The sequence below is a fragment of the Roseitranquillus sediminis genome, from assembly GCF_016918935.1.
Classification (GTDB): Bacteria; Pseudomonadota; Alphaproteobacteria; order Rhodobacterales; family Rhodobacteraceae; genus Roseitranquillus; species Roseitranquillus sediminis.
The window spans coordinates 233506-254235 of sequence record NZ_JAFFOB010000014.1; the positions used below are offsets into that span (position 1 = coordinate 233506).

A 20730-nucleotide genomic window follows, 5' to 3' on the forward strand; every position below is an offset into this window, starting at 1 on the left:
CGTCGGCGCGCCGTCCTAGGACGCGGCGGCGCGCTGCTCGAATTCCTGCTCGGTATCGCGCTGAACCACAGACTCCAGCACGTCGATCAGACGGTCGGAGACGCAGGGCTTTCGGCAGATCGTGGCGTGATAGGTCTCGGCAAACCGTTGGACGTCGGTGCGCCCCGTGTGGAACACGATGGGGACGCCGGCTTCGTTCAAGCGGTCCGCGAAAGGAAAGACCTCCGCCCCCTGAATGTCCACGTCGAGAATGGCGGCGTCGAGCTCGTGCAAGGCCTCGGCCCGCATCGCGATGTCCAGCCGGTGGAGGGGACCAGCGACGATCGCGCCAGCAGCTTCGACCGTCATCGCCAGATCGAGAGCCAGTATGGCTTCGTCCTCGACGATCATGATCTTCTTCCCGCGAAGACTGCTCATGTCGAACATCAGGGACATTGGCTCTTCTCCTGCTCGCCCGAACGGGCCGGGCTACCTGCCTGGCGCCCCGCCATCTCGTGCAGCAGTGTACGCCTGATTGAAGCATCCGGAGTCTCCTCCGGGGCCTCGTTCCCCCTTCGACCTCCCTCATAGGTTCAGGGGCGGAACGAGCTTCAGGCGCTCCGGTTCCCCTCTATGCTGCGAAATGGTGCGGCTGCGGCAGGACGTCGCGTCGCACCCCGCGCAGTGCGTCAGCCGGCACGAACCTCTGCGCCCCAGCCAAGCGGCTCGCTCACGCTCTTGCCTTCGTCGTTCTCGGCCAAGAACCGCTCTGCCTCGAGCGCCGCCATGCATCCCATTCCGGCCGAAGTGACGGCCTGCCGGTAGACGTGGTCGGTAAGATCGCCGGCCGCGAACACGCCCGGTACGCTGGTCGCGGCGGAGTCGGGCGCGGTGACGACATAACCGCCATGATGCGTCTCGAGCTGGTCGGCAACGAGTTCCGAGGCTGGTGCATGGCCAATCGCGACGAAGAAGCCCTTGCACGGGATCGCGGTCACCGCGCCGGTCGCGACGTGCCTCGCCCGCACGCCCTCCACGCCGAGCGGCGCCTCGCTTCCGACGACTTCGTCTACGGTGTGGTCCCAGAGGATCTCGACCTTGGGGTTCCGGAACAGGCGCTCCTGCAGGATCTTCTCGGCCCTGAGGCTGTCGCGGCGGTGGATCAGCGTGACCTTGCTGGCGAAGTTCGTCAGGAACAGCGCCTCCTCGACCGCGGTGTTGCCGCCGCCCGCCACCACGACCTCCTGTCCCCGATAGAAGAAGCCGTCGCAGGTGGCGCAGGCCGAGACGCCGAAGCCCTTGTACTTCTCCTCGCTCGGCAGCCCCAGCCATTTGGCCTGAGCGCCTGTGGCGAGGATCAACGCGTCGGCCTTCCAGGTGGCGCCCCCGTCGGTGACGGCGGTGAACGGGCGGGCGGAGAGGTCGACGGAGGTCACGATGTCGGAGACGATCTCGGTCCCGACCTCGCGGGCGTGCGCCTCCATTTTGGCCATCAGGTCGGGGCCGAGGATGCTGGTGTCGCCGGGCCAGTTCTCGACGTCGGTCGTGATGGTCAGCTGCCCGCCCGGCTGGATGCCCTGTATCAGCACCGGCTCGAGCATGGCGCGCGCGGCATAGACGGCGGCGGTGTAGCCCGCGGGGCCGGAGCCGATGATCAGAACCTTCTCGTGGCGCGTCTCGCCCATGCCGTCGCTCCTTTCGCTTCCGCGCCCGATATGGCAGTGCGCTCCGGCGCGGGCAAGCGCTGCGCGGCAGCAGGTATCGGTAGGCTGTATTGTGCATAGGGCGTGGAAACTGCAACTTTGTTGCGCCGCCCCGTCGCACGGCCTACTTTCGCGAGGGCAGGAGGAGGAAGGCCAATGCCGGGCCACAAGCTGGACCACATCGACCGCAAGATACTGGCCGAATTGCAGGGCGACGGGCGGATGACGAACGTCGAGCTGGCGCGTCGCGTCGGCATCTCTGCGCCGCCCTGCCTGCGGAGGGTCCGCACGCTGGAGGAAGACGGCTACATCGAGGGCTATCACGCGCGGGTGAATGCCCGCTCGCTCGGCTTCGAGGTGCAGGTATTCGCCATGGTGGGACTTGCACGTCAGAGCGAGGCCGACCTCGCGGCGTTCGAGCAGCGTTGCCGCAATTGGCCCCTCGTGCGGGAGTGCCACATGCTGAACGGCGAGGTCGACTTCATCCTGAAGTGCGTCGCACCCGACCTCTCGACCTTCCAGACCTTCCTGACGCGCGAGCTGACGTCAGCTCCGAACGTTGCAAGCGTCAAGACGTCCCTGGTGATCCGCCGCGCCAAGGAGGAGCCGGGCGTGCCTTTCGACGTGCTGGAGGAGCGGCTGGAGCGCAGCGCCTAGATGCGGATGGCCGAGATCAGGCGGCCGTAGTCCGCCTCGCGCCGGTGGACGGACCGGCGGTAGGAATAGAAGCGCGTCTCGTCCGAATAGGTGCAATGTCCGGTCCACGAGGCCTTGCCGACGCCGGCCGTGCGGAGGCGGGCGAGGCCGTAGCGCGGCAGGTCGAACTGCATCCGGTCCCCGCGCCCTTGCGCAAAGAAGCGGGCGTGGTAGGGGTCGTTCGCGACGACTTCCGCGAAGAGCTCCGGCCCGACCTCGTAGGAGCGCTGGCTGATCGTCGGGCCGATCACGGCCGAGATGCCGCCGCGGCTTGCGCCGAGCTCTTCCATTGCCTCGACCGTCGCCTCGAGCACGCCGGCCAGCGCGCCGCGCCAGCCGGCATGGACCGCGCCGACGACACCCGCGCGGGCCTCGGCCAGCAGGACCGGCTGGCAGTCGGCAGTGAGTACCGTGAGAGCGAGTCCCGGCGTGCTCGTGACGAGTGCGTCTGCGCGTACCGGCGCGACCGGCGCGCCGTTCACCGTGACCACCTTTGCCGAATGCACCTGGTGGACACCGATGAGCGACTGAGGTGGCACCTGCATGGCCGCGGCCGCACGGGCACGATTGATGCGCACGATCTCGGTCTGGTCGGTGGAGCCGTGACCACAGTTGAGCCCGTAGAAGACGCCGGACGAGGCGCCGCCCTTGCGAGTGAAGAAACCGTGGGTGAACGGGGACAGCGCGGGATCCGTGATGATCTCCAGCGTCATAATTCGAATCCCGGCGGCGGAGTGCCGTTGTGAATGGCCATGGCCTTCACGAGGCTTCCCATTTCGTCGGGGTGGGTCAAGCGGCGATGCGCGGCCACATGCTGGCGCATCGCCTCGCCGCCCAGGCCGCGCGCCAGTGCCTGCGCGCGCGGCGTGATGCCGAGCCGCTCCAAGAGAACGCCTTGCGTCATCATCGGCGTGGTCGCGGCGCCTGCCACTCGCGCGGCATCGGCGATGGCCTCGAAGTCGACGTGCGCCGTGAGATCGGCCTCTCCGGGCGAGGCGAGTGGCGGCTCAGGTCGATGCGCACGGAGAGCCTGAAGCGTTTCGCCGCGGGACCGCCAGCCACCGTAGTCGATGAGCAGCGCCGCACCGCCCTGCCGAGCGATGCGTCCGGCAATCGACGCCGCGATGCCCTGTGCCGGTGCGCATGTCTCGACGAACTCGTTCTCGGCTGTGTCGGCGAGCCGATGGTCCAGCGCGGCGAAGGCCGCAGGTTGGCCGAGCGCGAAGGTCAATTGCGACCCTTCGATCGCGACCATTCGCTCGCGCCATCCCCGTTCGTCGCGCACGAACTGGCGGATGGGCAGGGCGTCGAAGAACTCGTTGGCCACGAGGAAGAGTGGCAGATCCGGCACGTCATCGAAGCTTGCGTGCCAGCAGGGCCCGTGGGCGCGCAAGCATTCCGCCTGCCTCTCGCGCAAGGCCGGCGAGCCTTCGATCAGGTGCAGCCGTGCGGCTTCGTGGAAGCCAGGCACGCCCAGAGTTGCGCGGAGAAGGTCCGCCATCAGCGTCCCGCGCCCCGGTCCCAGCTCGACCAGCGCAAAGGCTGACGGACGTCCGGCATCGAGCCAGCACTGCGCGAGGGCGAGGCCGAGGAGCTCGCCGAACATTTGACTGATCTCGGGGGCGGTGACGAAGTCCCCCGCCGCGCCGAACGGGTCACGCGTCGTGTAGTAGCCGAGCGTCGGGTGCATGAGGCAGTCGGCCATGAAGTCGGCGACTGTGATGGGCCCCGTGCGCGAGATGCGGGCTGCGATGAGCTGCCCGAGCTCGGTCACGCCTCGCGCACCCGTCTCTGGTGCCGTGCCCGCAGCATCAGCCAGAGCCCCAGCGCGATCATCGGCAGCGACAGGATCTGGCCCATCGTCAGGCCGAGCGGCCCGGCCTGCAGCGCGTATCCCATGGGGTTGCCGGGACCGACGAACTGCGCGTCGGGCTGGCGCACGAACTCGACGACGAAGCGCGCGGCGCCGTACCCGGCGATGAAGAGGCCTACCATCCGGCCCGGGCGCCTGAGCCAGCCGCGCCGCCAGGCGAGCCAGACCAGCAAGCCGCCGAGGAGCAGTCCTTCGAGCGCCGCCTCGTAGAGCTGGCTCGGGTGCCTTGCGCAGAGGCCGGCGACCGCGGGGCAGTCCTGCGCCGCCGCGCCGGGAAACACGACACCCCACGGCAGCTCCGTCGGGCGGCCCCAGAGCTCGGCGTTGATGAAGTTCGCGAGCCGACCGAAGAAGATGCCGGGCGGCGTTCCGAGCGCCAATGCGTCGGCGGTGGAGAGGAGCGGCAGGCCATGGCGGCGGGCGTAGATCAGCGCGCCGATGGTCACGCCGGCGAGCCCGCCGTGAAACGACATGCCGCCCTGCCAGATCGCCGGAATCTCGAGCGGGTGCGTCAGATAGTACCCGGGCTGATAGATCAGAACGAAGCCCAGCCGTCCGCCGATCAGGATGCCGAGCACGATCCACGTCAGCAGTTCCTCGAGCTGCGCAGGCGTCATCGGCGGTGTGTCGGCAGGCCAGAGGCGAGACCGCCTGAGCGCCGCAGTCGCCAGCCGCCAGCCGACGACGATGCCGACGATGTAGGCCAGCGCGTACCAACGCAGCGCGAAGTCGAATCCAAAGAGCGAGATCGTGAAGATCTCTGGCGAGATGTCGGGGAAGGGCAACGCCAGCGGCATGCGCCGGAGTTGACCGGCGGCCACGCGAGTGTCAACCGACCTTGTGCCCGCCAGGCCCGCGCCCATATCAAGACGTCAACAGGAGGCCCCGACATGCAGACGCGCAATCGCATCTTCGACGATTTCTCTCAGCTCATGACCAACGCGATGGGTGTGGCACAGGGCGCCCGGGACGAGGCCGAGACGGCGTTCAAGGGCATGATCGATCGCTGGCTCGCCGACCGCGACTTCGTCACCCGCGAGGAGTTCGACGCAGTCCGTACGATGGCACAGAAGGCCCGCGAGGAGAACGCGGCCCTGAAGGCCCGGCTCGACGCCCTCGAGCGCAAGGACGAAGCCGGGCAATCCTGACGCTTTCAGCGCCCGCGGCCGTCACGATTTTATCGCTTTACACGCTGCGGCTTTGGTCACACCATATCTTGTAAGGGCGGCACCGCGTGCGTGCCGCACCTTGAGCAGGCACCAAGCCGTTGTGGCGCCTGGCGCCACAGAACGGCCACAACCATAGAGGCCGCCATGTCCCTGTCAGAGCAGATTCCCGCAACCGCAGACGTCGACCCGATCGACATCGTCGAGCACCTTGCCGAGCATCATGACTGGGACTTCGACCGCATCGACGACGACCAGATCGCCATGGTGGTCGAGGGGCAGTGGCGCACTTACTCCATTACCCTGGCTTGGTCCGCGTACGACGAGACGCTGAGGCTTGTCTCGACCTTCGAGATGGAGCCACCGGAGGGACGGCTGGCCCAGCTCCACGAGCTTCTGAACCTGGTCAACGACACCTGCTGGACCGGCGCTTTCACCTTCTGGCGGCAGCAGAACCTGATGGTCTGGCGCTACGGGCTCGTCCTGTCCGGCGGGCAGGTCGCGACGCCAGAGCAGATCGACCGGCTGATCGTATCGGCCGTCGCCGCTGCGGAGCGGTACTACCCGGCGTTCCAGCTGACCGCTTGGGCGGATCGAGAGCCGGCCGACGCAATGCAGGTCGCCATTGCCGAGGCTTTCGGTCGCGCCTAGGCTCGGCCCTCCATCGGACGGAGGGCTCATGGACTTCGAGGACATCGGACGGCGGGGGCTGGTCCTGCTGGGCTGTGGACGCATGGGCGGCGCGATGCTGTCCGGTTGGATCGCCGGCGGATTGCCTGCCGGGTCGGTGACGGTGCTGGATCCGAACCCGCCCCGGCAGGTGGCCGACCTCGGTGTGCGGCTGAATGCCGAGCTGCCTTCGGACCCCGCCGCCGCCGTGGTCGCCGTCAAGCCGCAGATGATGGAGCACGCCCTGCCGTCGTTGAAGCCGCTGGGCGGCGGACGGACACTCGTCCTCTCCGTCGCGGCCGGCGTGCCGCTTCAGCGTTTCGAGTCGGAACTGGGTGCCGGTACCCCGGTGGTACGAATCATGCCCAACACGCCAGCCGCCATCGGGCGCGGCATCTCCGCGCTTGTAGCGAACGGTGCGGCGGGCGAGGCGGGCGTTGCCGTGGCGGAGCGGCTGATGGCGGCGGTCGGCGAGACGGTGCGCCTTGACGACGAGAGGCAGATGGACGCCGTGACGGCGGTCTCCGGGTCCGGCCCGGCTTACGTGTTTCACCTGATCGAGACGATGGCCGCGGCGGGCGAGGCGCAGGGCCTGCCGGCGGACATGGCGTTGCGTCTGGCGCGGGCGACGGTCGCGGGCGCGGGCGCGCTCGCGGTCGAGAGCGGCGAGGAGCCGGCGGAGCTCCGCCGCGCGGTCACCAGTCCCGGTGGGACGACCGCAGCGGCGCTTGAGGTGCTGATGGACGATAGCTCGGGCTTCGGCCCGCTCCTGCGCCGGGCAGTCGCCGCGGCAGCGCGCCGTTCGCGCGAACTGGGTCAATGACGATTACATACGCGGACTTCGAGAGGGTCGACATCCGTGTGGGTCGCATCGTCCGCGCCGAGCCGTTCCCGCAGGCGCGCAAACCGGCGATCCGCCTCTGGGTCGACTTCGGCGAGGAGCTGGGGGAGAGGAAGTCGTCGGCCCAGCTGACCCGCCACTATGCTCCTGAGGATCTGGTCGGGCGGCAGGTCGTCGGCGTCGTCAACTTCCCGCCGGTGCAGATCGGCCCGATGTGGTCCGAGGTGCTTGTCCTCGGCGTGCCGGACGAGGCGGGCGAGGTCGTCCTGCTGTCGCCGGACAGGGACGTGCCGCTGGGCGGAAGGATGTTCTGATACGGATCCTCGTCACGCGCCGGCTGCCGCAAGGCGTGCTTGATCCGCTCGCCACATACGACGTCGTGCAGCGCGACGAGCCGCGGCCGATGACCTTCGACGAGACGGTCGCGGCGGTCGCGGAACACGACGTGTTCCTGCCGACGCTGGGCGACAGCTTTGCCGCCGAGGCCTTCGGCGGAGACGTGCGGGCGAGGCTGCTGGCTTCGGCGTCGGATACAACCACATCGACGTCGAGTCGGCACGACGGGCGGGCGTCGCCGTCACCAACACGCCGGGCGCGGTGACGGACGCAACCATCGCGACGACGCTGATCCTGATGACCAGCCGCCGCGCGGGCGAGGGCGAGCGGCTGCTTCGTGCCGGCCGATGGAAAGGGTGGGAGCCGAATCAGCTGCTGGGCTTTCACGTGGACGGCAAGACGCTGGGCATGGTCGGGATGGCCGGATCTGCAAGGCGATCGCCCGCCGCGCCGCGGCCATCGGGATGAGCAGCGTTTTCCACAACCGCTCCATCGTGGAGGATGTGGGTGTGCCGGCACGACAGGTGGGCCTGCCCGAGTTGCTGGGCACTGCCGACATCGTCGTGCTGCCGTCCCCGCGACTCGCGAGACGCGGCACCTGATCGACGCCGAGGCGCTGAAGGCGATGAAGCGGCAGGCCTTGCTGGTGAACATCGCGCGCGGCGACATCGTGGACGAGGCCGCCTTGGTCGCGACGCTGCGGCGTGGCGGCGTTGCCGGCGCGTGCCTCGACGTCTACGAGCATGAGCCGGAGGTAAGTCCGGCGCTGCTGGAGATGGAGAACGTCAACCTGCTGCCCCATCTCAGGACTGCCGCGTTCGAGGTGCGGTTCGCGATGGGCCGGATGGTGGTGGCGAACATCCTGGCCTGCGCCGAAGGACGCGATCTGCCGAACCCCGTCTGAACCCGCAAGGGAAAAGGGTCCGCCGCCCCGGCAGGATAGCGGACCCCGTAACCCCAACGGCGCCAGGCGCCGGTACTCGTCACTCACACACACACCCGACGAGCGGGCTGTGCATGAGTTAGCTCAATGTTCTTGTCAGCCGCTTAACAGCCGTGAAGTCACCGCGCGCACTCAGGTCTGGAGTGCGCGGACGCCAAGCGCCCCCTCCCGCGCCGCGCGCATGGCCTGGGCGGCGGCATGGCTCCCGGCGAGGGTCGTGTAGTAGGGCACGCGGTCCATCAGGGCGACGCTGCGCATCGAGCGGCTGTCCTCGACCGCCTGCGTCCCTGCGGTCGTGTTCATCACGAGGCTGATTCCGCCGTCGCGCAGCCGGTCGACGATATGCGGCCGTCCTTCGTGAACCTTGTTGACGATCTTGGCCGGCACCTCGTGCGCCGCGAGGAAGGATGCCGTGCCGCGCGTGGCGACGATGTCGAAACCGAGTTCGGTGAGCATGCGGGCGATCTCGACAAGTTGCTCGCCCTTGTCCTCGTCACGGATGGACAGGAACACAACTCCCTTCTCCGGCAGGCGGATCCCTGCGCCGAGTTGCGCCTTGAGGAAGGCGCGCGGGAAGGAGCGGTCCCAGCCCATGACTTCGCCGGTGGAGCGCATCTCCGGCCCGAGCAGCGTGTCCACGCCGGGGAAGCGGGCGAACGGTAGCACCGCCTCCTTGACCGAGAACCAGGGCGTGTTCGGGTCGGCCAGCGTCAACGGGTCGGGCAGCGGGATCGTCGGCTGGAGCGCGGCATCCTCGGGCCATTTTTCCCGGCGCGGAAAGGCGTCGAGCGGCTCGCCTGCCATGAGGCGCGCGGCGATCGAGGCGATGGCGCTGTCGGTGGCCTTGGCGACGAATGGGACGGTCCGGCTGGCGCGGGGATTGACCTCGAGAACGAAGATCTCGCCGTCCTTGATCGCGAACTGGACGTTCATCAAGCCCATGACCCTCAGCGCGAGTGCCATCTCCCGCGTCTGCCGCTCGAGCTCGGCCACGATGTCGCGCGAGAGCGTGTGCGGCGGAAGCGTGCAGGCGCTGTCACCCGAGTGGACTCCTGCCTCCTCGATGTGCTGCATGATGCCGGCCACGTGCACCTCGCGCCCGTCGGAGAGCGCGTCCACATCGACCTCCACCGCGCCGGCGAGGTAGCTGTCGAGCAGCACCGGTGTCGCGCCCGATACCACGACTGCGTCGCGGATGTAGCGGGCGAGGTGGTCGCGGTCGCGCACGATCTCCATCGCGCGGCCGCCCAGCACGTAGGACGGCCGGATCACCAGCGGAAAGCCCACCTCCGCCGCGATCTGCATCGCCGCCTCCTCGGAGCGGGCGATGCCGTTCTTCGGCTGCCGCAGACCGAGCTCGTTCAGCAGGCGCTGGAAACGTTCGCGGTCCTCGGCCAGGTCGATCGCGTCGGGGCTGGTGCCGAGGATCGGGATGCCCTCGGCCTCCAGCGCGCGCGCGAGCTTGAGCGGGGTCTGGCCGCCGAATTGGACGATGACGCCTACGAGCGTGCCGTTCGACTGCTCGACTCGCAGGATCTCGAGCACGTGCTCAAGCGTCAGCGGCTCGAAGTAGAGGCGGTCGGAGGTGTCGTAGTCGGTGGAGACGGTCTCGGGGTTGCAGTTGACCATGATCGTCTCGAAGCCGGCGTCGCCGAGGGCGAAGCAGGCGTGGCAGCAGCAATAGTCGAACTCGATGCCCTGGCCGATGCGGTTGGGGCCGCCGCCGAGGATCACGATCTTGCGGCGGTCGCTCGGGCGCGCCTCATCCTCGACCTCGCCCATGACCGGGTGCTCATAGGTCGAGTACATGTAGGGGGTCTGCGCCTCGAACTCGGCTGCGCAGGTGTCGATTCGCTTGAAGACGGCGGTGACGCCGTGGCCCGTCCGGGCGCGGCGCACCTCGGCCTCGGTCCGCTCCGTCAAGGTGGCGAGGCGGGCGTCGGTGAAGCCCATGATCTTGAGGCGGCGCAGCTCGTCGGGGTCGTCCGGCAGGCCGCGGCTGCGAACTGTCTCCTCGGCGTCGACGATCTCGCGGATGCGCTCGATGAACCAGGGGTCGTACTGCGTCGCCGCCTGGATCTCGTCGTCATTCAGGCCATAGCGCATTGCCTCGGCGATGAGGCGCAGCCGGTCGGGCGTGCGCGCCGCTAGGGCGGCGACAATGGCGGCGCGGTCCGGCGCGCCCGGGATCGCGATCTCGTCGAAGCCGGTGAGGCCGGTCTCCATCGACGCGAGCGCCTTCTGCAGGCTCTCGTGAATCGTGCGGCCAATCGCCATTGCCTCGCCCACGGACTTCATCGCCGTGGTCAGCTCCGGCTTGGCGCCGGGGAACTTCTCGAAGGCGAAGCGCGGGATCTTGGTGACGACGTAGTCGATGGTCGGCTCAAAGCTGGCCGGCGTCACCTTGGTGATGTCGTTGTCGAGCTCGTCGAGCGTGTACCCGACGGCCAGCTTCGCCGCGATCTTGGCGATGGGGAAGCCGGTGGCCTTGGACGCCAGCGCCGAGGAGCGAGAGACCCTAGGGTTCATCTCGATAACCACCATGCGCCCGTCGGCCGGATTGACCGCCCACTGCACGTTGGAGCCGCCGGTCTCGACGCCGATCTCACGCAGCACAGCGATCGAGGCGGAGCGCATCCGCTGGTATTCCTTGTCGGTCAGCGTCAGGGCAGGGGCCACGGTGACACTGTCGCCGGTGTGCACGCCCATCGGGTCCACGTTCTCGATGGAGCAGACGATGATGGCGTTGTCCGCCTTGTCTCGGACCACCTCCATCTCGTACTCTTTCCAGCCCAGCAGGCTCTCGTCGATGAGGATCTGCCCGGCGGGCGAGGCATCCATGCCGGCGCGGCACATCGTCTCGTAGTCGTCGCGATTGTAGGCGACCCCGCCGCCGGTGCCGCCCAGCGTGTAGGCGGGTCGGATGATCGCCGGCAGGCCGACATGCTCCAGAGCGTCCATCGCGCGGGCGACGCCGATAGCCAGGTCGCGCCGGCCGTTCTCCTTCATCGGGGCAGTCACGATCGTGGCGCGAGGATTTTCGAGCCCGATCCGCTCCATCGCCTCGCGGAAGAGGCCGCGGTCCTCGGCCATCTCGATCGCCTCGCGGCGGGCGCCAATCATCTCGACGCCATGCTCGGTCAGAACGCCCATCTCCTCGAGCGCGAGCGCCGTGTTCAGCCCGGTCTGCCCGCCCATGGTCGGCAGCAGCGCGTCGGGCTTCTCCTCGGCTATGATCCTTGCCACGATCTCGGGCGTAATCGGCTCGATGTAGGTCGCGTCGGCCATGTTCGGGTCGGTCATGATGGTGGCGGGGTTCGAGTTCACCAGGATCACCCGGTAGCCCTCTTCTCGGAGCGCCTTGCACGCCTGCGCACCGGAGTAGTCGAACTCGCAAGCCTGCCCGATGACGATTGGCCCCGCGCCGATGATCAGGATCGACTGGATGTCGGTTCGCTTCGGCACGTGGGCCCCCTCATGGTCGGAAATCGCCGCGGGTTATAGGTGCTGCGTCGGAGGGTGCAAGCCTGCGCCGTCACCGGCGGGGCTCGCCCAACCGCACCACAAACGGCTGACCAGCCGTGGCGCCGTTCGCGATCGTATGATGGCATTGTGGCGGAGGGGATGGGCCTGACGTCGAACCTTCTCCACCTCTTCCGATCTCCTGCAGTGGTCGTCCATCTACCGGCCGAACCTCGCGTCCGTCTGCCTCTGTTCGCTGGACTGCGGAGTTGACGAATGATGTGCCTTGCCGACGCCATCAGGGCGCCAGACGTGCCAGTGCGGTGCTAGCAGCTGATCTAACGTGCGAGACGGCAGCCTGTTCGGCAGCTTCGGCATCTCTACGCTTCACCGCTTTGATGATGCCGCTGATCTCCGAGACAGACTTCTCGATCCGACCTGGCTCAGACATTGACGTGGCACGAAGATAGCTGACACGGGCGGTGAGTTGAGCCAGCACTTCCTGCACAACCTCGGCGCGAACAACCGCCGACACCAAGCCATAAAAGTCCGTCATTATTCCGACGGCACGTGGTATGTCGCCGACCTGCGCCGCTTCAGCGAAACGAGCGCCAATCGCTCGAAGTTCGTCGATATCGGCATCCGTCGCCCTCTCGACAAAGCGCCGCAACATAAGGCCCTCAAGATGGGCGCGTATGTCATAGATCTCTTGAGCTTGCTCGCGCGTCAGGCGCGCTACCGTAGGCCCCTTCCGAGGCTCCACGGCAACAAGTTTTTCCGCTTCGAGGCGACGCAAGACCTCGCGCACCGAGGTCCGGCTGATGCCCATTGCCGCACAAAGCTCGCGTTCGATCAGCCTTTGCCCCGGCGGAAGTTGTCCGGTGATGATCGCGTCCCGAACGCGTTCAAACGCCTGCTCGCGAACCAGGACCGGCGCCTGGACCGTGCCGAGCGCAGCGAGGGAGACGGGTTCTGCCGATCCTTGATCTCCGCTCACGTCTCCACCTGCTACTGCGCTACAGACCGCGGCCCGTGCCGCTCGAACACCATGTAACTGCCCTTGAACCAGGGTTCCTGGGCAAGACGAGCGCGCCATTCAGACGCCCGCGCCTTGGCGCGTGCGTTTGACTCGAGGGCAAGTGGCGAGGCGAGGTAGTGCAGCGCCAGCCGGTTGAATTGTCCGGGATCGGCAACTTCGAGAGCGAAGCGGCGGCAGGCCAGCCACTCCTCGCATTCCATAAGGGTCGGGACGTGGTCCTCTTCGTACCAGTGATCGAACTCCTCAACGCGGTCCTCCGGCACGTCGAAGAAGACCGGATAGAGGACGGGAGCGGTGACCGCGCCGTCGAACCCGGCGCGGTACCGGGCGCCGACCGGGCGACCGATGTAGCGAGTAAAGTTGGACACGGACCGGAGCATCCACGCCGTCCGCTCGCTAGGCTCATCCTTGACCTCTCGATAGGCGGCGGTCTGCAGCACCGCAGTCTCGTCGAGATCGTAGACTACGCAATAGTCCCGCTCGTTCCGCCGGTATCGTTGTGCGCCCGCAAAGCCTGGAACCTTCATGCGAAGCGGGACGTGCTCTTCGTCGTACCACGCGTTGAACTCGTCCTCCCACTCGGGCTCAGGCGTCATCTCCGAAAACAAGACGGCTTTCTGCTTCATGGTCACTCCGGAAGAAGGAAGATGTTTGACAGGCTGTATTCTTGTCATACAAACGAACGACATCGTCAAGGAATCAGATCGAGAGCCCGCACATGCAAATCCGCAAGCTGTTCACCCAGGTGGAGGAGATCCGGAGCGAGGCCGGTCAGCCGGCCGATGAGCCGCTTCGAAAGGTCGCCGTTGTGGCGGTGATCAAGAACCCTCTGGCGGGGCAGCCCTACGCTGATGATCTAGGCGAGTTGACGGAAGCCAGCGTCGCCATCGGTCGTGAAATCTCCGCTCTCGCGCAGGAGGCGATGAAGCCGTATCGCGCCGTCAGCTACGGCAAAGGCGGCGTCGTCGGCACCGCGGGCGAGCAGGAGCATGTCGTCGCTATGCTGACAACCGTCTACGGCAACGAGATGCGGGAGGCTGCTGGTGGCGGCAAGGCGTGGATCTCGTCCTTCACCAAGCGGGCGGCTCCCGGCTCCGTCATCGAGGTCCCGCTGGCGCACAAGGATGCATTGTACGTGCGGTCGCACTACGACGGCATGTCGATCATGCTCTCGGACGCGCCGCTGCCCGACGAGATGGCGTTAATCTGCGTCTATGCGAACCGGGGCCGGCTGAATGCGCGCGTCGGCGGCCTCGCTGCGGACGAAATCACCGGCGAGGACGGGCTGGTTTAGGAAGCAAGAGATGCGAACCGCTGTCGTTAACATCGGGACCATCGTCAGCGGCGACTGGCGCGACCCAATCGTGCCTGGAGACACGGTGGTCGTCGCAGACGGCATCATCAAAAGCGTCGGAACCGCGTCCCCGGAAGCCGTCGCCGGCTGCGACGTGGTGATCGACGCCGGCGGCGCGACGGCTGTTCCGGGGCTGATCGACAGCCACGTCCACATCACCTTCGGCGACTACACGCCGAGACAGAAGACGGTAGGTTTCCTCGAGAGCTACCTCCACGGCGGCGTCACCACCGCTATCACCGCCTCCGAGGTGCACGTCCCGGGACGTCCCAGAGACCCGGCCGGAGTCAAGGCTCTGGCGATCGCGGCGCAGCGCTGCTTCGCGGAGTACCGACCTGGCGGCATGCGTGTCTGGGCCGGCTCCGTCATCCTCGAGCCGGGCCTCGCAGAGCAGGATTTCAAGGACCTGGCTGCCGAGGGGGTGTGGCTCGCCAAGGCGGGCTTCGGCGCATTCGCCGATCCCGAAGAATATGCACCTCTCGTGGCCATGGCGCGGCGGCATGGCATGGTGACCACATTGCATACTGGCGGTGCGTCCATACCGGGATCATCCCCGATCACCGGCGATCATGTCCTCGCCATCGACCCGGACGTTTCCTTCCACGTGAACGGCGGCCCGGTCGCGATGGCTGACGAGCACTTCGAGAGGGTGATCGCGGAGAGCAAGGTCGCCTTGCAGATCTGCACCGCCGGCAACCTCCGCACGGCCATGCTCTGCGCGCGCCTAGCGATCGAGCGAGAGCAGTTCCATCGGGTTCTGATAGCGACGGATACTCCGACCGGAAGCGGCATCATGCCGCTCGGCATGATCTACACGATCACTCACCTGGCAAGCCTCCTCGACCTGCCGCCAGAGATGGTCATGGGCGCGGCCACCGGGAACAACGCCGCTGTCTACGGGCGCAACTCGGGCCTTCTGGCGCCGGGCCGCGACGGCGATCTCGTCGTCATCGACGCGCCGCTGGGCGGAGCGAGAAAGACGGCGCTTGGTGCCTTGGCCAACGGTGACCCGGTGGCCGTCGGCGCGGTCATCAGCGACGGTGTGCCGCGATTCGTCGGACGGTCGCGGAACACGCCGCCCACTACCCGTCCGGTGCGGGTCGCGCAGTGCACGCTGCCCAGGGAGTTCGCCTGACATGCAGAGCCAGAGAACCAGGACAAAGAGCAGAGGGAGCTGACATCGGTGACGGAGAAGGATCGGGTCATCATCAGCGGCGGAGGGCCCGTGGGCCTCATCTGCGCGCTCGGGCTGGCTCGACAGGATGTGCCGGTGACGGTGCTGGAGCGAAACGAGGACCTGCTGGACGATCCGCGAGCCGCCACCACGCACCCGGCGACACTCGAACTCCTCGACGAGTTGGGGCTTGAGGAAGAGGTGCGCGCTGCCGGCCTGGTCGCTCCGGTCTTCCAGTTCTGGGACAGGACGTCGGGCGAGCTGATCGCGGAGTTCGATCACGCCTTGCTCTCCGAAGAGACCCGCTTCCCGTACGTGGTGCAGTGCGAGCAGTTCAAGACGGCACGCATCGCACTCAGCCATCTTCAGCGGGAGCCGAACGCCGAAGTGCTGTTCGGCCACGAGGTCACCGGAATCGCAGAGGGCGAGGATGGCGTCACCGTTACGGTACGCAACGGTGAGCGGAGCTTCACGCGGACGACTCCGTACCTCGTCGGAGCCGACGGCGGCCGGAGCCTCGTGCGTAAATCCGCTGGAATCGAGTTCGAAGGCTTTACTTTCCTTGAGCAGTTCCTCGTGCTCACCACGCCTTTCGACTTCCAGTCTTGGCGCGGGTACAGCTATCGCAGCTATTTCGCCGACCCGCAGGAGTGGTGCAATTGCTTCAAGGTGGCGGCCGACGGCCCGCCGGGCCTGTGGCGCACCGTCTACCCCACCGATCCCCAACAGCAGGAAGACGACCTCCTGAGCGATGCCGCGGTGCAGGCGCGCCTGCAGAAGTTCTTCCCGAAGGACGGCGACTACGAGGTGGTGCACCGCAACCTCTACCGCGTGCATCAGCGCGTGGCGAAGACGTTCCGCAAGAAGCGCGTGCTACTGGCCGGCGACGCAGCGCATGTTAACAACCCGATCGGTGGCATGGGCTTGAACGGCGGCATTCAGGATGCGGTGAACCTTGCCGGCAAGTTGGCGGAGGTCTGGCAAGGTCGCGCTACCGACGCCTTGCTGGACCTCTACGACCTGCAGCGGCGTACGGTCACGACCGAATTCGTTCAGGCGCAGACAATCCAGAACAAGAAGCGCCTCGAGGCGCGGGACGAGGCGACGCGCCAGGCGAACTTCCGCGACCTTCGGGAGACGGCCGGCGATCCCGAACGCGCGAAGGCGTTCCTGATGCGCGCGTCGATGCTCGATGCGGAGCGTCGCGCCGCCGCGCTCGGTGCGCCATGAGGGGCCGCTCAGGTGAGTGACGAGGTCGCGACGCCGCGGGACGAGCAGCCGCAGCGCGGCTGGGCATCCCTCCTGAACCGTGTCATGGCCGGATTGATCGTGGTGCTGGCCGCTTGCTGGGTGCTGGCGGTCCCCAGCTACCTAGGCCTCGCCTTCTACCGCGAACAGCTCCTCGCGCTGATCCTTGGGCTGGCGGTCGCCGTGGTGTTCCTCGGCACGTCCTGGCGAGGAGAGCGCCGCGGCGATCCTCCGCTCATCGACTTCGCTTTCGCGGCGATCTTCCTGACTGTCATGGTCTGTGTCGCTTTCCGCTATCAGGCGTTCCTGGTCGCCACGGCGTCACGCCCGCCGCTCATGATCCTGCTGAGCCTTGTGGTCGTCCTAGGCGTCCTGGAGGCGCTCCGCCGGCGCACGGGCTGGATGCTCTTCCTCATCGTGGTGGGCTTCGTCCTCTACGGGCTGCTCGCGCACCTCGTCCCGGCGCCGCTGACCGGGCGGCGGCTGAGCCTCGACTTCCTCCTGGTCTACCTCGCCTTCGATCCAAGCGCGGCGCTCGGAATGCCGCTCTCGGTGGCAAGCACGATAGTCGTCATCTTCATCCTCTTCGGGGAGGTGCTGTTCTGCACCGGCGGCGGGCAATTCTTCACAGACCTGGCGATGGCCATGGTGGGGCGGCTGAAGGGCGGCGCCGCTAAGATTGCGGTGCTCTCGTCCGCCTTCTTCGGCTCTATCTCGGGCAGCGCGGTCTCGAACGTCGCGACGACGGGCCTCGTGACGATCCCGCTCATGCGCCGGGCCGGCTACCGCGCGACCGACGCCGGCGCGATCGAGGCCGTCGCCTCCACCGGCGGCCAGTTCATGCCGCCGATCATGGGCGCGGCTGCGTTCCTGATGGCCGAGTTCCTCAACATCGACTATCGGCAGATCGTCCTCGCGGCCCTCATCCCGGCCTTGCTCTACTACATCGCGATCTTCGTTCAGGTGCACCTGATGGCAGTCCGGGATGACGTGGAAGTGGTCGCGGCGGACCTCCCGCGGCTCGGGCCGGTGCTCCGCGATGGCTGGCACTTCTTCCTGCCCTTCGTGCTGCTCCTGGTGTTCCTGTTCCAGTTCAACATGAGCGCCGAGCGCGCCGCGCTCTACGCAGCGGCCACCATGCTCGCCATCGGTCTCGTGCGCCCGTACCGGGGCCAGAAGGCCAAGCTGCCCGATGCCGTCCTGTCATTTTCGCGCGCGGGCCTGAACACGGTCGAACTCATTACCATTGTCGCGGCGGCGGGGCTGGTGATCGGCGTGCTGAACTCCACCGGCGGAGGCTTCGCGGTGACCCTTGCGCTCGTGCAGTTCGGCGGCGGCAACCTCGTCGCGCTGCTAGCGATCGGTGGCCTGACCTGCATCGTACTCGGAATGGGCATGCCGACCGCGGGAGTCTACGTGCTCCTGGCGACTCTGGTGGCGCCCGCCATCGTCGAAACGGGGGTCGAGCCGATCGCGGCGCACATGTTCGTGCTCTACTTCGGCATGATGTCGATGATTACACCACCAATCGCGCTGGCCTGCTTCGCGGCCGCGACCCTCACCGGCGCCAGCCCGATGAAGACCGGCTTCGCGGCGGTGCGACTTGGCTGGGTGGCCTACATCGTGCCGATCCTGTTCGTCTTCTCGCCCACGCTGCTCTTGGTCGGCGACCCAGGGCCGATCCTGATCTCGATCGTGACGGCCACGTTCGGCGTCTTCTTGATCACGGCCGGCGTCGTCGGATTCTACCGCATCCGGCTAGGAGCGCTCCTCAGGGCAGCCTTCGCCGTCGCAGGCCTCGCCACGCTGTTTCCCGCGGACATCACACCGTTCGGATCGCTGGTGGACCTCTGTGGAGTGCTGGCTGGCGGCTGCCTGCTTGCGGCCTGTCATCATTGGCAGCGGTCCACGGCGGCCGGAACAACTTGAAGAAAGCAGATCGACAAGGAGGGAATGACAATGACAAAAAGGTATCTTGGCCTGATCACCGGCCTCATCTTCGGCGCAGCACTCGGTGCGCCCGCCACGGCTCAGACCACTAGCATCGGGACAAACCCGCAGGGTTCGCTGTTCTACACGACCGGCACCGCCATCGCGAGCGTGATGAACGAGAAGACGGGCGAGCAGTACCGGGTTGCGCCATTCGGCGGCTCTTCGACCTATCTGCCGATGGTCGCCCGCGGCGAGCTCGAGTTCGGCCTCACCAACAGCGCCGAGGCAGCCTTCGCCCATGGCGGCGGCGGCATGTTCGAAGACAATCCGAACGAGAACCTCCGCTTGGTGGGCTCGCTCTTCCCGGCGATCAACGGCTTCATGGTCCGCGCCGACAGCGACATCGAGGACGTGGCGGACCTGGCCGGGCGCCGCGTGGCGGCCGAGTTCACCGCCGGGCGCACCTTCCACTATCTCTCCGGCGCCGCGCTCGCGGCCTCAGGACTTACCTGGGATGACGTAACGCGCGTGCCGGTGCCGGAATACGTGGCCGGCGTCGACATGCTGATCGATGGACGCGTGGACGCCGCCTACTCCACCGTCGGGGTGGCTGCCGCACAGCGTGCCAATGCAAGCATCCCCAGCGGCATTCGCTTCCTGTCGCTCGACCACTCCGGCAACGTGGCGGAGCGGATGAATTCGGTGATGCCGACTGCCGAACCCGTCACGATGCGCCCGAGCGAGGCCGACAACGGCATTGTTGAGGACCCGACGAACCTGATGCAGATGCAGTTCGTGCTGGTGACTGGTGCCGACATGCCAGCGGAAGCGGTCTACGAGATCACGAAGACGCTGCACGAGAGCAAACCGGAGCTCGCCGCGGCGCTCGGCGCGTTCAACCGCTTCAATCCCGAGCAGATGAAGACCGAGTCCCCCGTGCCGTACCACGAAGGGGCGCTGCGCTATTACCGCGAGATCGGGCTGGCCGAGTGATCGTGGTGGCGAAGTCAGGCGAGGAGAAGCCCATGCGACGTTTCAAGATCAAACTCTGTAAGGCGACGGCTGCTTGCGCGCTGCTCATCGCTGCGCCGCTCGTGGCAGGTCAGGCCATGGCCCAAAACGCAGCCGACAGCACGCAGGCCGCAGCCGAAACGACCACCGCGGCGGCGATCACTTACCGCGAAACCGAGCGGCCGGCGGCTTTGGAAGACAGCTTCGGAGCGGAAACGGCGGCAGTTCCGACCTTCTTCGAGATCGGGACGCTGGACGGCAGCACCGTTGAAGCCGTGCTCTGGGAGCCGCCGCGCGGTCCCGCGCCCGACGCCACGCTCGTGCTCAGCGTTCACGGCAGCGGCAACAGCTACGCCGGCAATCCCATCGTCTTTTTGGCGCCCGGCCTGGCGGAACGGGGCTGGCCGGTCCTGGCCATCAACACACGCCAGTCCGGCGAGGCGGTGAACACCGATAACTTCTTCGATATCGAGAATGATATCGAGGCGGCGTTCCACGTCGCGCGTGACATGGGGTACGAGAGCATCGTACTGCATGGCCAGAGCCTCGGGAACATCCAGGTGCAGTTCTTCGCAGCGACGCACTGGGACGACGCGATCGACGGCGTCGTCCTGACAGGTCCGTTTGCCGATCTGCCGTGGAAGTCGCGCCACATCCTCGTGCAGGACGAGCAGAACTTTGCAGACCTTGCCGATGCCGCTTTCGACGCGCTCCGGTCCGGCCGGGTCGACGAGACCCTGCCCGTCCGTATGGGCTGGATCACTGGTCAGCAGGTGCCGCTGACGGCTCAACACTTCCTGACCTATCGCTGGGGTCCGACAAGCAGCGCCGTGGGCACTTACTGGATCAAGCGTGTGCCAGTTCCCGTCCTGCTCGTACGGGATCAAGGGGACGCCATCGTGCGGGACTTCGAGCCCTTCATGCTGCTCTCGGAAGCGCGCTCCGAGGGCAGCCTTGTACCGAGCATCGACTACATTCCGATCGAGAACGCAGACGGCCTCAGCCCGGCTGCGCACGGCTTCGATACGAACCGCTCCGAGTTGATCGAAGTTGTTGCAGGCTGGCTTGAGACTCAAGGGCTCTAACTTTTGAAGCAGTGGCGGCCGCCACCGCCACTGCCCTCTGCCGAATGACTTTGAATGTTCGCCGCTTTGCGACCCATGCTTCAGTAGTCCCGACGAGGACTTGTCCGGCACCGCGAGATTGTGGCCGGTAAAATGCTTCAGTGATCTTGCCCCCGTTTCGCCGGACACTCAGGCGGTTGCGGTTTGAGCTGCGATGAACTCGCGAGGCGAGCGCATCTT

Annotated in this window: 19 protein-coding genes and 1 pseudogene; 12 read left to right on the plus strand and 8 right to left on the minus strand. The window is 67.0% G+C overall.

Annotated features, from left to right (window positions below; all coding sequences use genetic code 11):
- Positions 1-15 precede the first annotated feature (15 nt).
- Both JM664_RS07950 and trxB read right to left on the minus strand, forming a co-directional pair.
- On the minus strand, positions 16-390 hold the full coding sequence (locus JM664_RS07950) for a response regulator (RefSeq protein ID WP_227419387.1): 375 nt from the start codon (positions 388-390) through the stop codon (positions 16-18).
- Positions 391-668: 278 nt separating this feature from the next.
- The gene (gene trxB, locus JM664_RS07955; protein ID WP_227419388.1) at positions 669-1664 is read right to left on the minus strand and encodes a thioredoxin-disulfide reductase; all 996 of its coding nucleotides are present in this window, start codon (positions 1662-1664) and stop codon (positions 669-671) included.
- A gap of 174 nt (positions 1665-1838) precedes the next feature.
- Between trxB and JM664_RS07960 the strand changes: the two genes are divergently transcribed.
- A complete protein-coding gene (locus tag JM664_RS07960) occupies positions 1839-2339 on the plus strand; it encodes an Lrp/AsnC family transcriptional regulator (protein WP_227419389.1) in 501 nt (166 codons plus the stop codon).
- On the opposite strand, the gene pgeF is transcribed toward JM664_RS07960, so the two are convergent.
- The 3 genes from pgeF to lgt are packed head-to-tail and all read right to left on the minus strand — an operon-like array spanning position 2336 to position 5048.
- A complete protein-coding gene (gene pgeF, locus JM664_RS07965; RefSeq protein WP_227419390.1) occupies positions 2336-3091 on the minus strand; it encodes a peptidoglycan editing factor PgeF in 756 nt (251 codons plus the stop codon). The genes JM664_RS07960 and pgeF overlap by 4 nt on opposite strands.
- On the minus strand, positions 3088-4152 hold the full coding sequence (locus JM664_RS07970; protein ID WP_227419391.1) for a class I SAM-dependent methyltransferase: 1065 nt from the start codon (positions 4150-4152) through the stop codon (positions 3088-3090). The genes pgeF and JM664_RS07970 overlap by 4 nt, the downstream gene beginning before the upstream one ends.
- On the minus strand, positions 4149-5048 hold the full coding sequence (gene lgt / locus JM664_RS07975; RefSeq protein WP_227419392.1) for a prolipoprotein diacylglyceryl transferase: 900 nt from the start codon (positions 5046-5048) through the stop codon (positions 4149-4151). The genes JM664_RS07970 and lgt overlap by 4 nt, the downstream gene beginning before the upstream one ends.
- Positions 5049-5141: 93 nt before the next feature.
- On the opposite strand from lgt, the gene JM664_RS07980 reads away from it, so the two are divergent.
- The 5 genes and pseudogenes from JM664_RS07980 (at position 5142) to JM664_RS08000 (ending at position 8167) form a co-directional block, all read left to right on the plus strand.
- Positions 5142-5399, plus strand: coding sequence for an accessory factor UbiK family protein (locus JM664_RS07980; protein ID WP_227419393.1), 258 nt, complete (start codon positions 5142-5144; stop codon positions 5397-5399).
- A gap of 165 nt (positions 5400-5564) precedes the next feature.
- A complete protein-coding gene (locus JM664_RS07985; protein WP_227419394.1) occupies positions 5565-6068 on the plus strand; it encodes a type III secretion system chaperone family protein in 504 nt (167 codons plus the stop codon).
- Positions 6069-6096: 28 nt separating this feature from the next.
- Positions 6097-6909 carry a pyrroline-5-carboxylate reductase gene (gene proC / locus JM664_RS07990; RefSeq protein WP_227419395.1) on the plus strand — a complete coding sequence of 271 codons (813 nt, stop codon included), beginning with the start codon at positions 6097-6099 and terminating at the stop codon, positions 6907-6909.
- Positions 6906-7241 (plus strand): tRNA-binding protein, encoded by a 336-nt coding sequence (locus JM664_RS07995; protein ID WP_227419396.1) that lies wholly within the window; start codon positions 6906-6908, stop codon positions 7239-7241. The genes proC and JM664_RS07995 overlap by 4 nt, the downstream gene beginning before the upstream one ends.
- A gap of 89 nt (positions 7242-7330) precedes the next feature.
- Positions 7331-8167 (plus strand): annotated as a pseudogene (locus tag JM664_RS08000) (NAD(P)-dependent oxidoreductase).
- Positions 8168-8338: 171 nt separating this feature from the next.
- Here the strand turns inward: JM664_RS08000 and carB are convergent.
- From carB to JM664_RS08015, 3 genes are all read right to left on the minus strand, one after another.
- Positions 8339-11671, minus strand: coding sequence for a carbamoyl-phosphate synthase large subunit (gene carB / locus JM664_RS08005; protein WP_227419397.1), 3333 nt, complete (start codon positions 11669-11671; stop codon positions 8339-8341).
- A 295-nt stretch (positions 11672-11966) separates the two neighbouring features.
- Positions 11967-12665 carry a GntR family transcriptional regulator gene (locus JM664_RS08010; RefSeq protein WP_227419398.1) on the minus strand — a complete coding sequence of 233 codons (699 nt, stop codon included), beginning with the start codon at positions 12663-12665 and terminating at the stop codon, positions 11967-11969.
- 11 nt (positions 12666-12676) lie between these two features.
- On the minus strand, positions 12677-13333 hold the full coding sequence (locus tag JM664_RS08015) for a DUF4286 family protein (protein WP_227419399.1): 657 nt from the start codon (positions 13331-13333) through the stop codon (positions 12677-12679).
- Between the two features lie 92 nt (positions 13334-13425).
- On the opposite strand from JM664_RS08015, the gene JM664_RS08020 reads away from it, so the two are divergent.
- Genes JM664_RS08020 through JM664_RS08045 form a run of 6 tightly spaced genes read left to right on the plus strand, consistent with a single transcriptional unit; the run spans position 13426 to position 20511 of the window.
- Positions 13426-14001, plus strand: a complete 576-nt coding sequence (locus tag JM664_RS08020; protein ID WP_227419400.1) for an amino acid synthesis family protein — start codon at positions 13426-13428, stop codon at positions 13999-14001.
- Positions 14002-14011: 10 nt separating this feature from the next.
- Positions 14012-15196 (plus strand): amidohydrolase family protein, encoded by a 1185-nt coding sequence (locus JM664_RS08025; protein ID WP_227419401.1) that lies wholly within the window; start codon positions 14012-14014, stop codon positions 15194-15196.
- A 48-nt stretch (positions 15197-15244) separates the two neighbouring features.
- Positions 15245-16465 (plus strand): FAD-dependent oxidoreductase, encoded by a 1221-nt coding sequence (locus JM664_RS08030; RefSeq protein ID WP_227419402.1) that lies wholly within the window; start codon positions 15245-15247, stop codon positions 16463-16465.
- 12 nt (positions 16466-16477) lie between these two features.
- Complete coding sequence (locus JM664_RS08035; RefSeq protein WP_227419403.1) at positions 16478-18412, plus strand: TRAP transporter permease; 1935 nt, start codon at positions 16478-16480, stop codon at positions 18410-18412.
- Between the two features lie 30 nt (positions 18413-18442).
- The gene (locus JM664_RS08040) at positions 18443-19408 is read left to right on the plus strand and encodes a TAXI family TRAP transporter solute-binding subunit (protein WP_227419404.1); all 966 of its coding nucleotides are present in this window, start codon (positions 18443-18445) and stop codon (positions 19406-19408) included.
- A complete protein-coding gene (locus tag JM664_RS08045; protein ID WP_227419405.1) occupies positions 19405-20511 on the plus strand; it encodes an alpha/beta hydrolase in 1107 nt (368 codons plus the stop codon). Before JM664_RS08040 ends, JM664_RS08045 begins: the two co-directional genes overlap by 4 nt.
- The last annotated feature ends 219 nt before the right edge of the window (positions 20512-20730 follow it).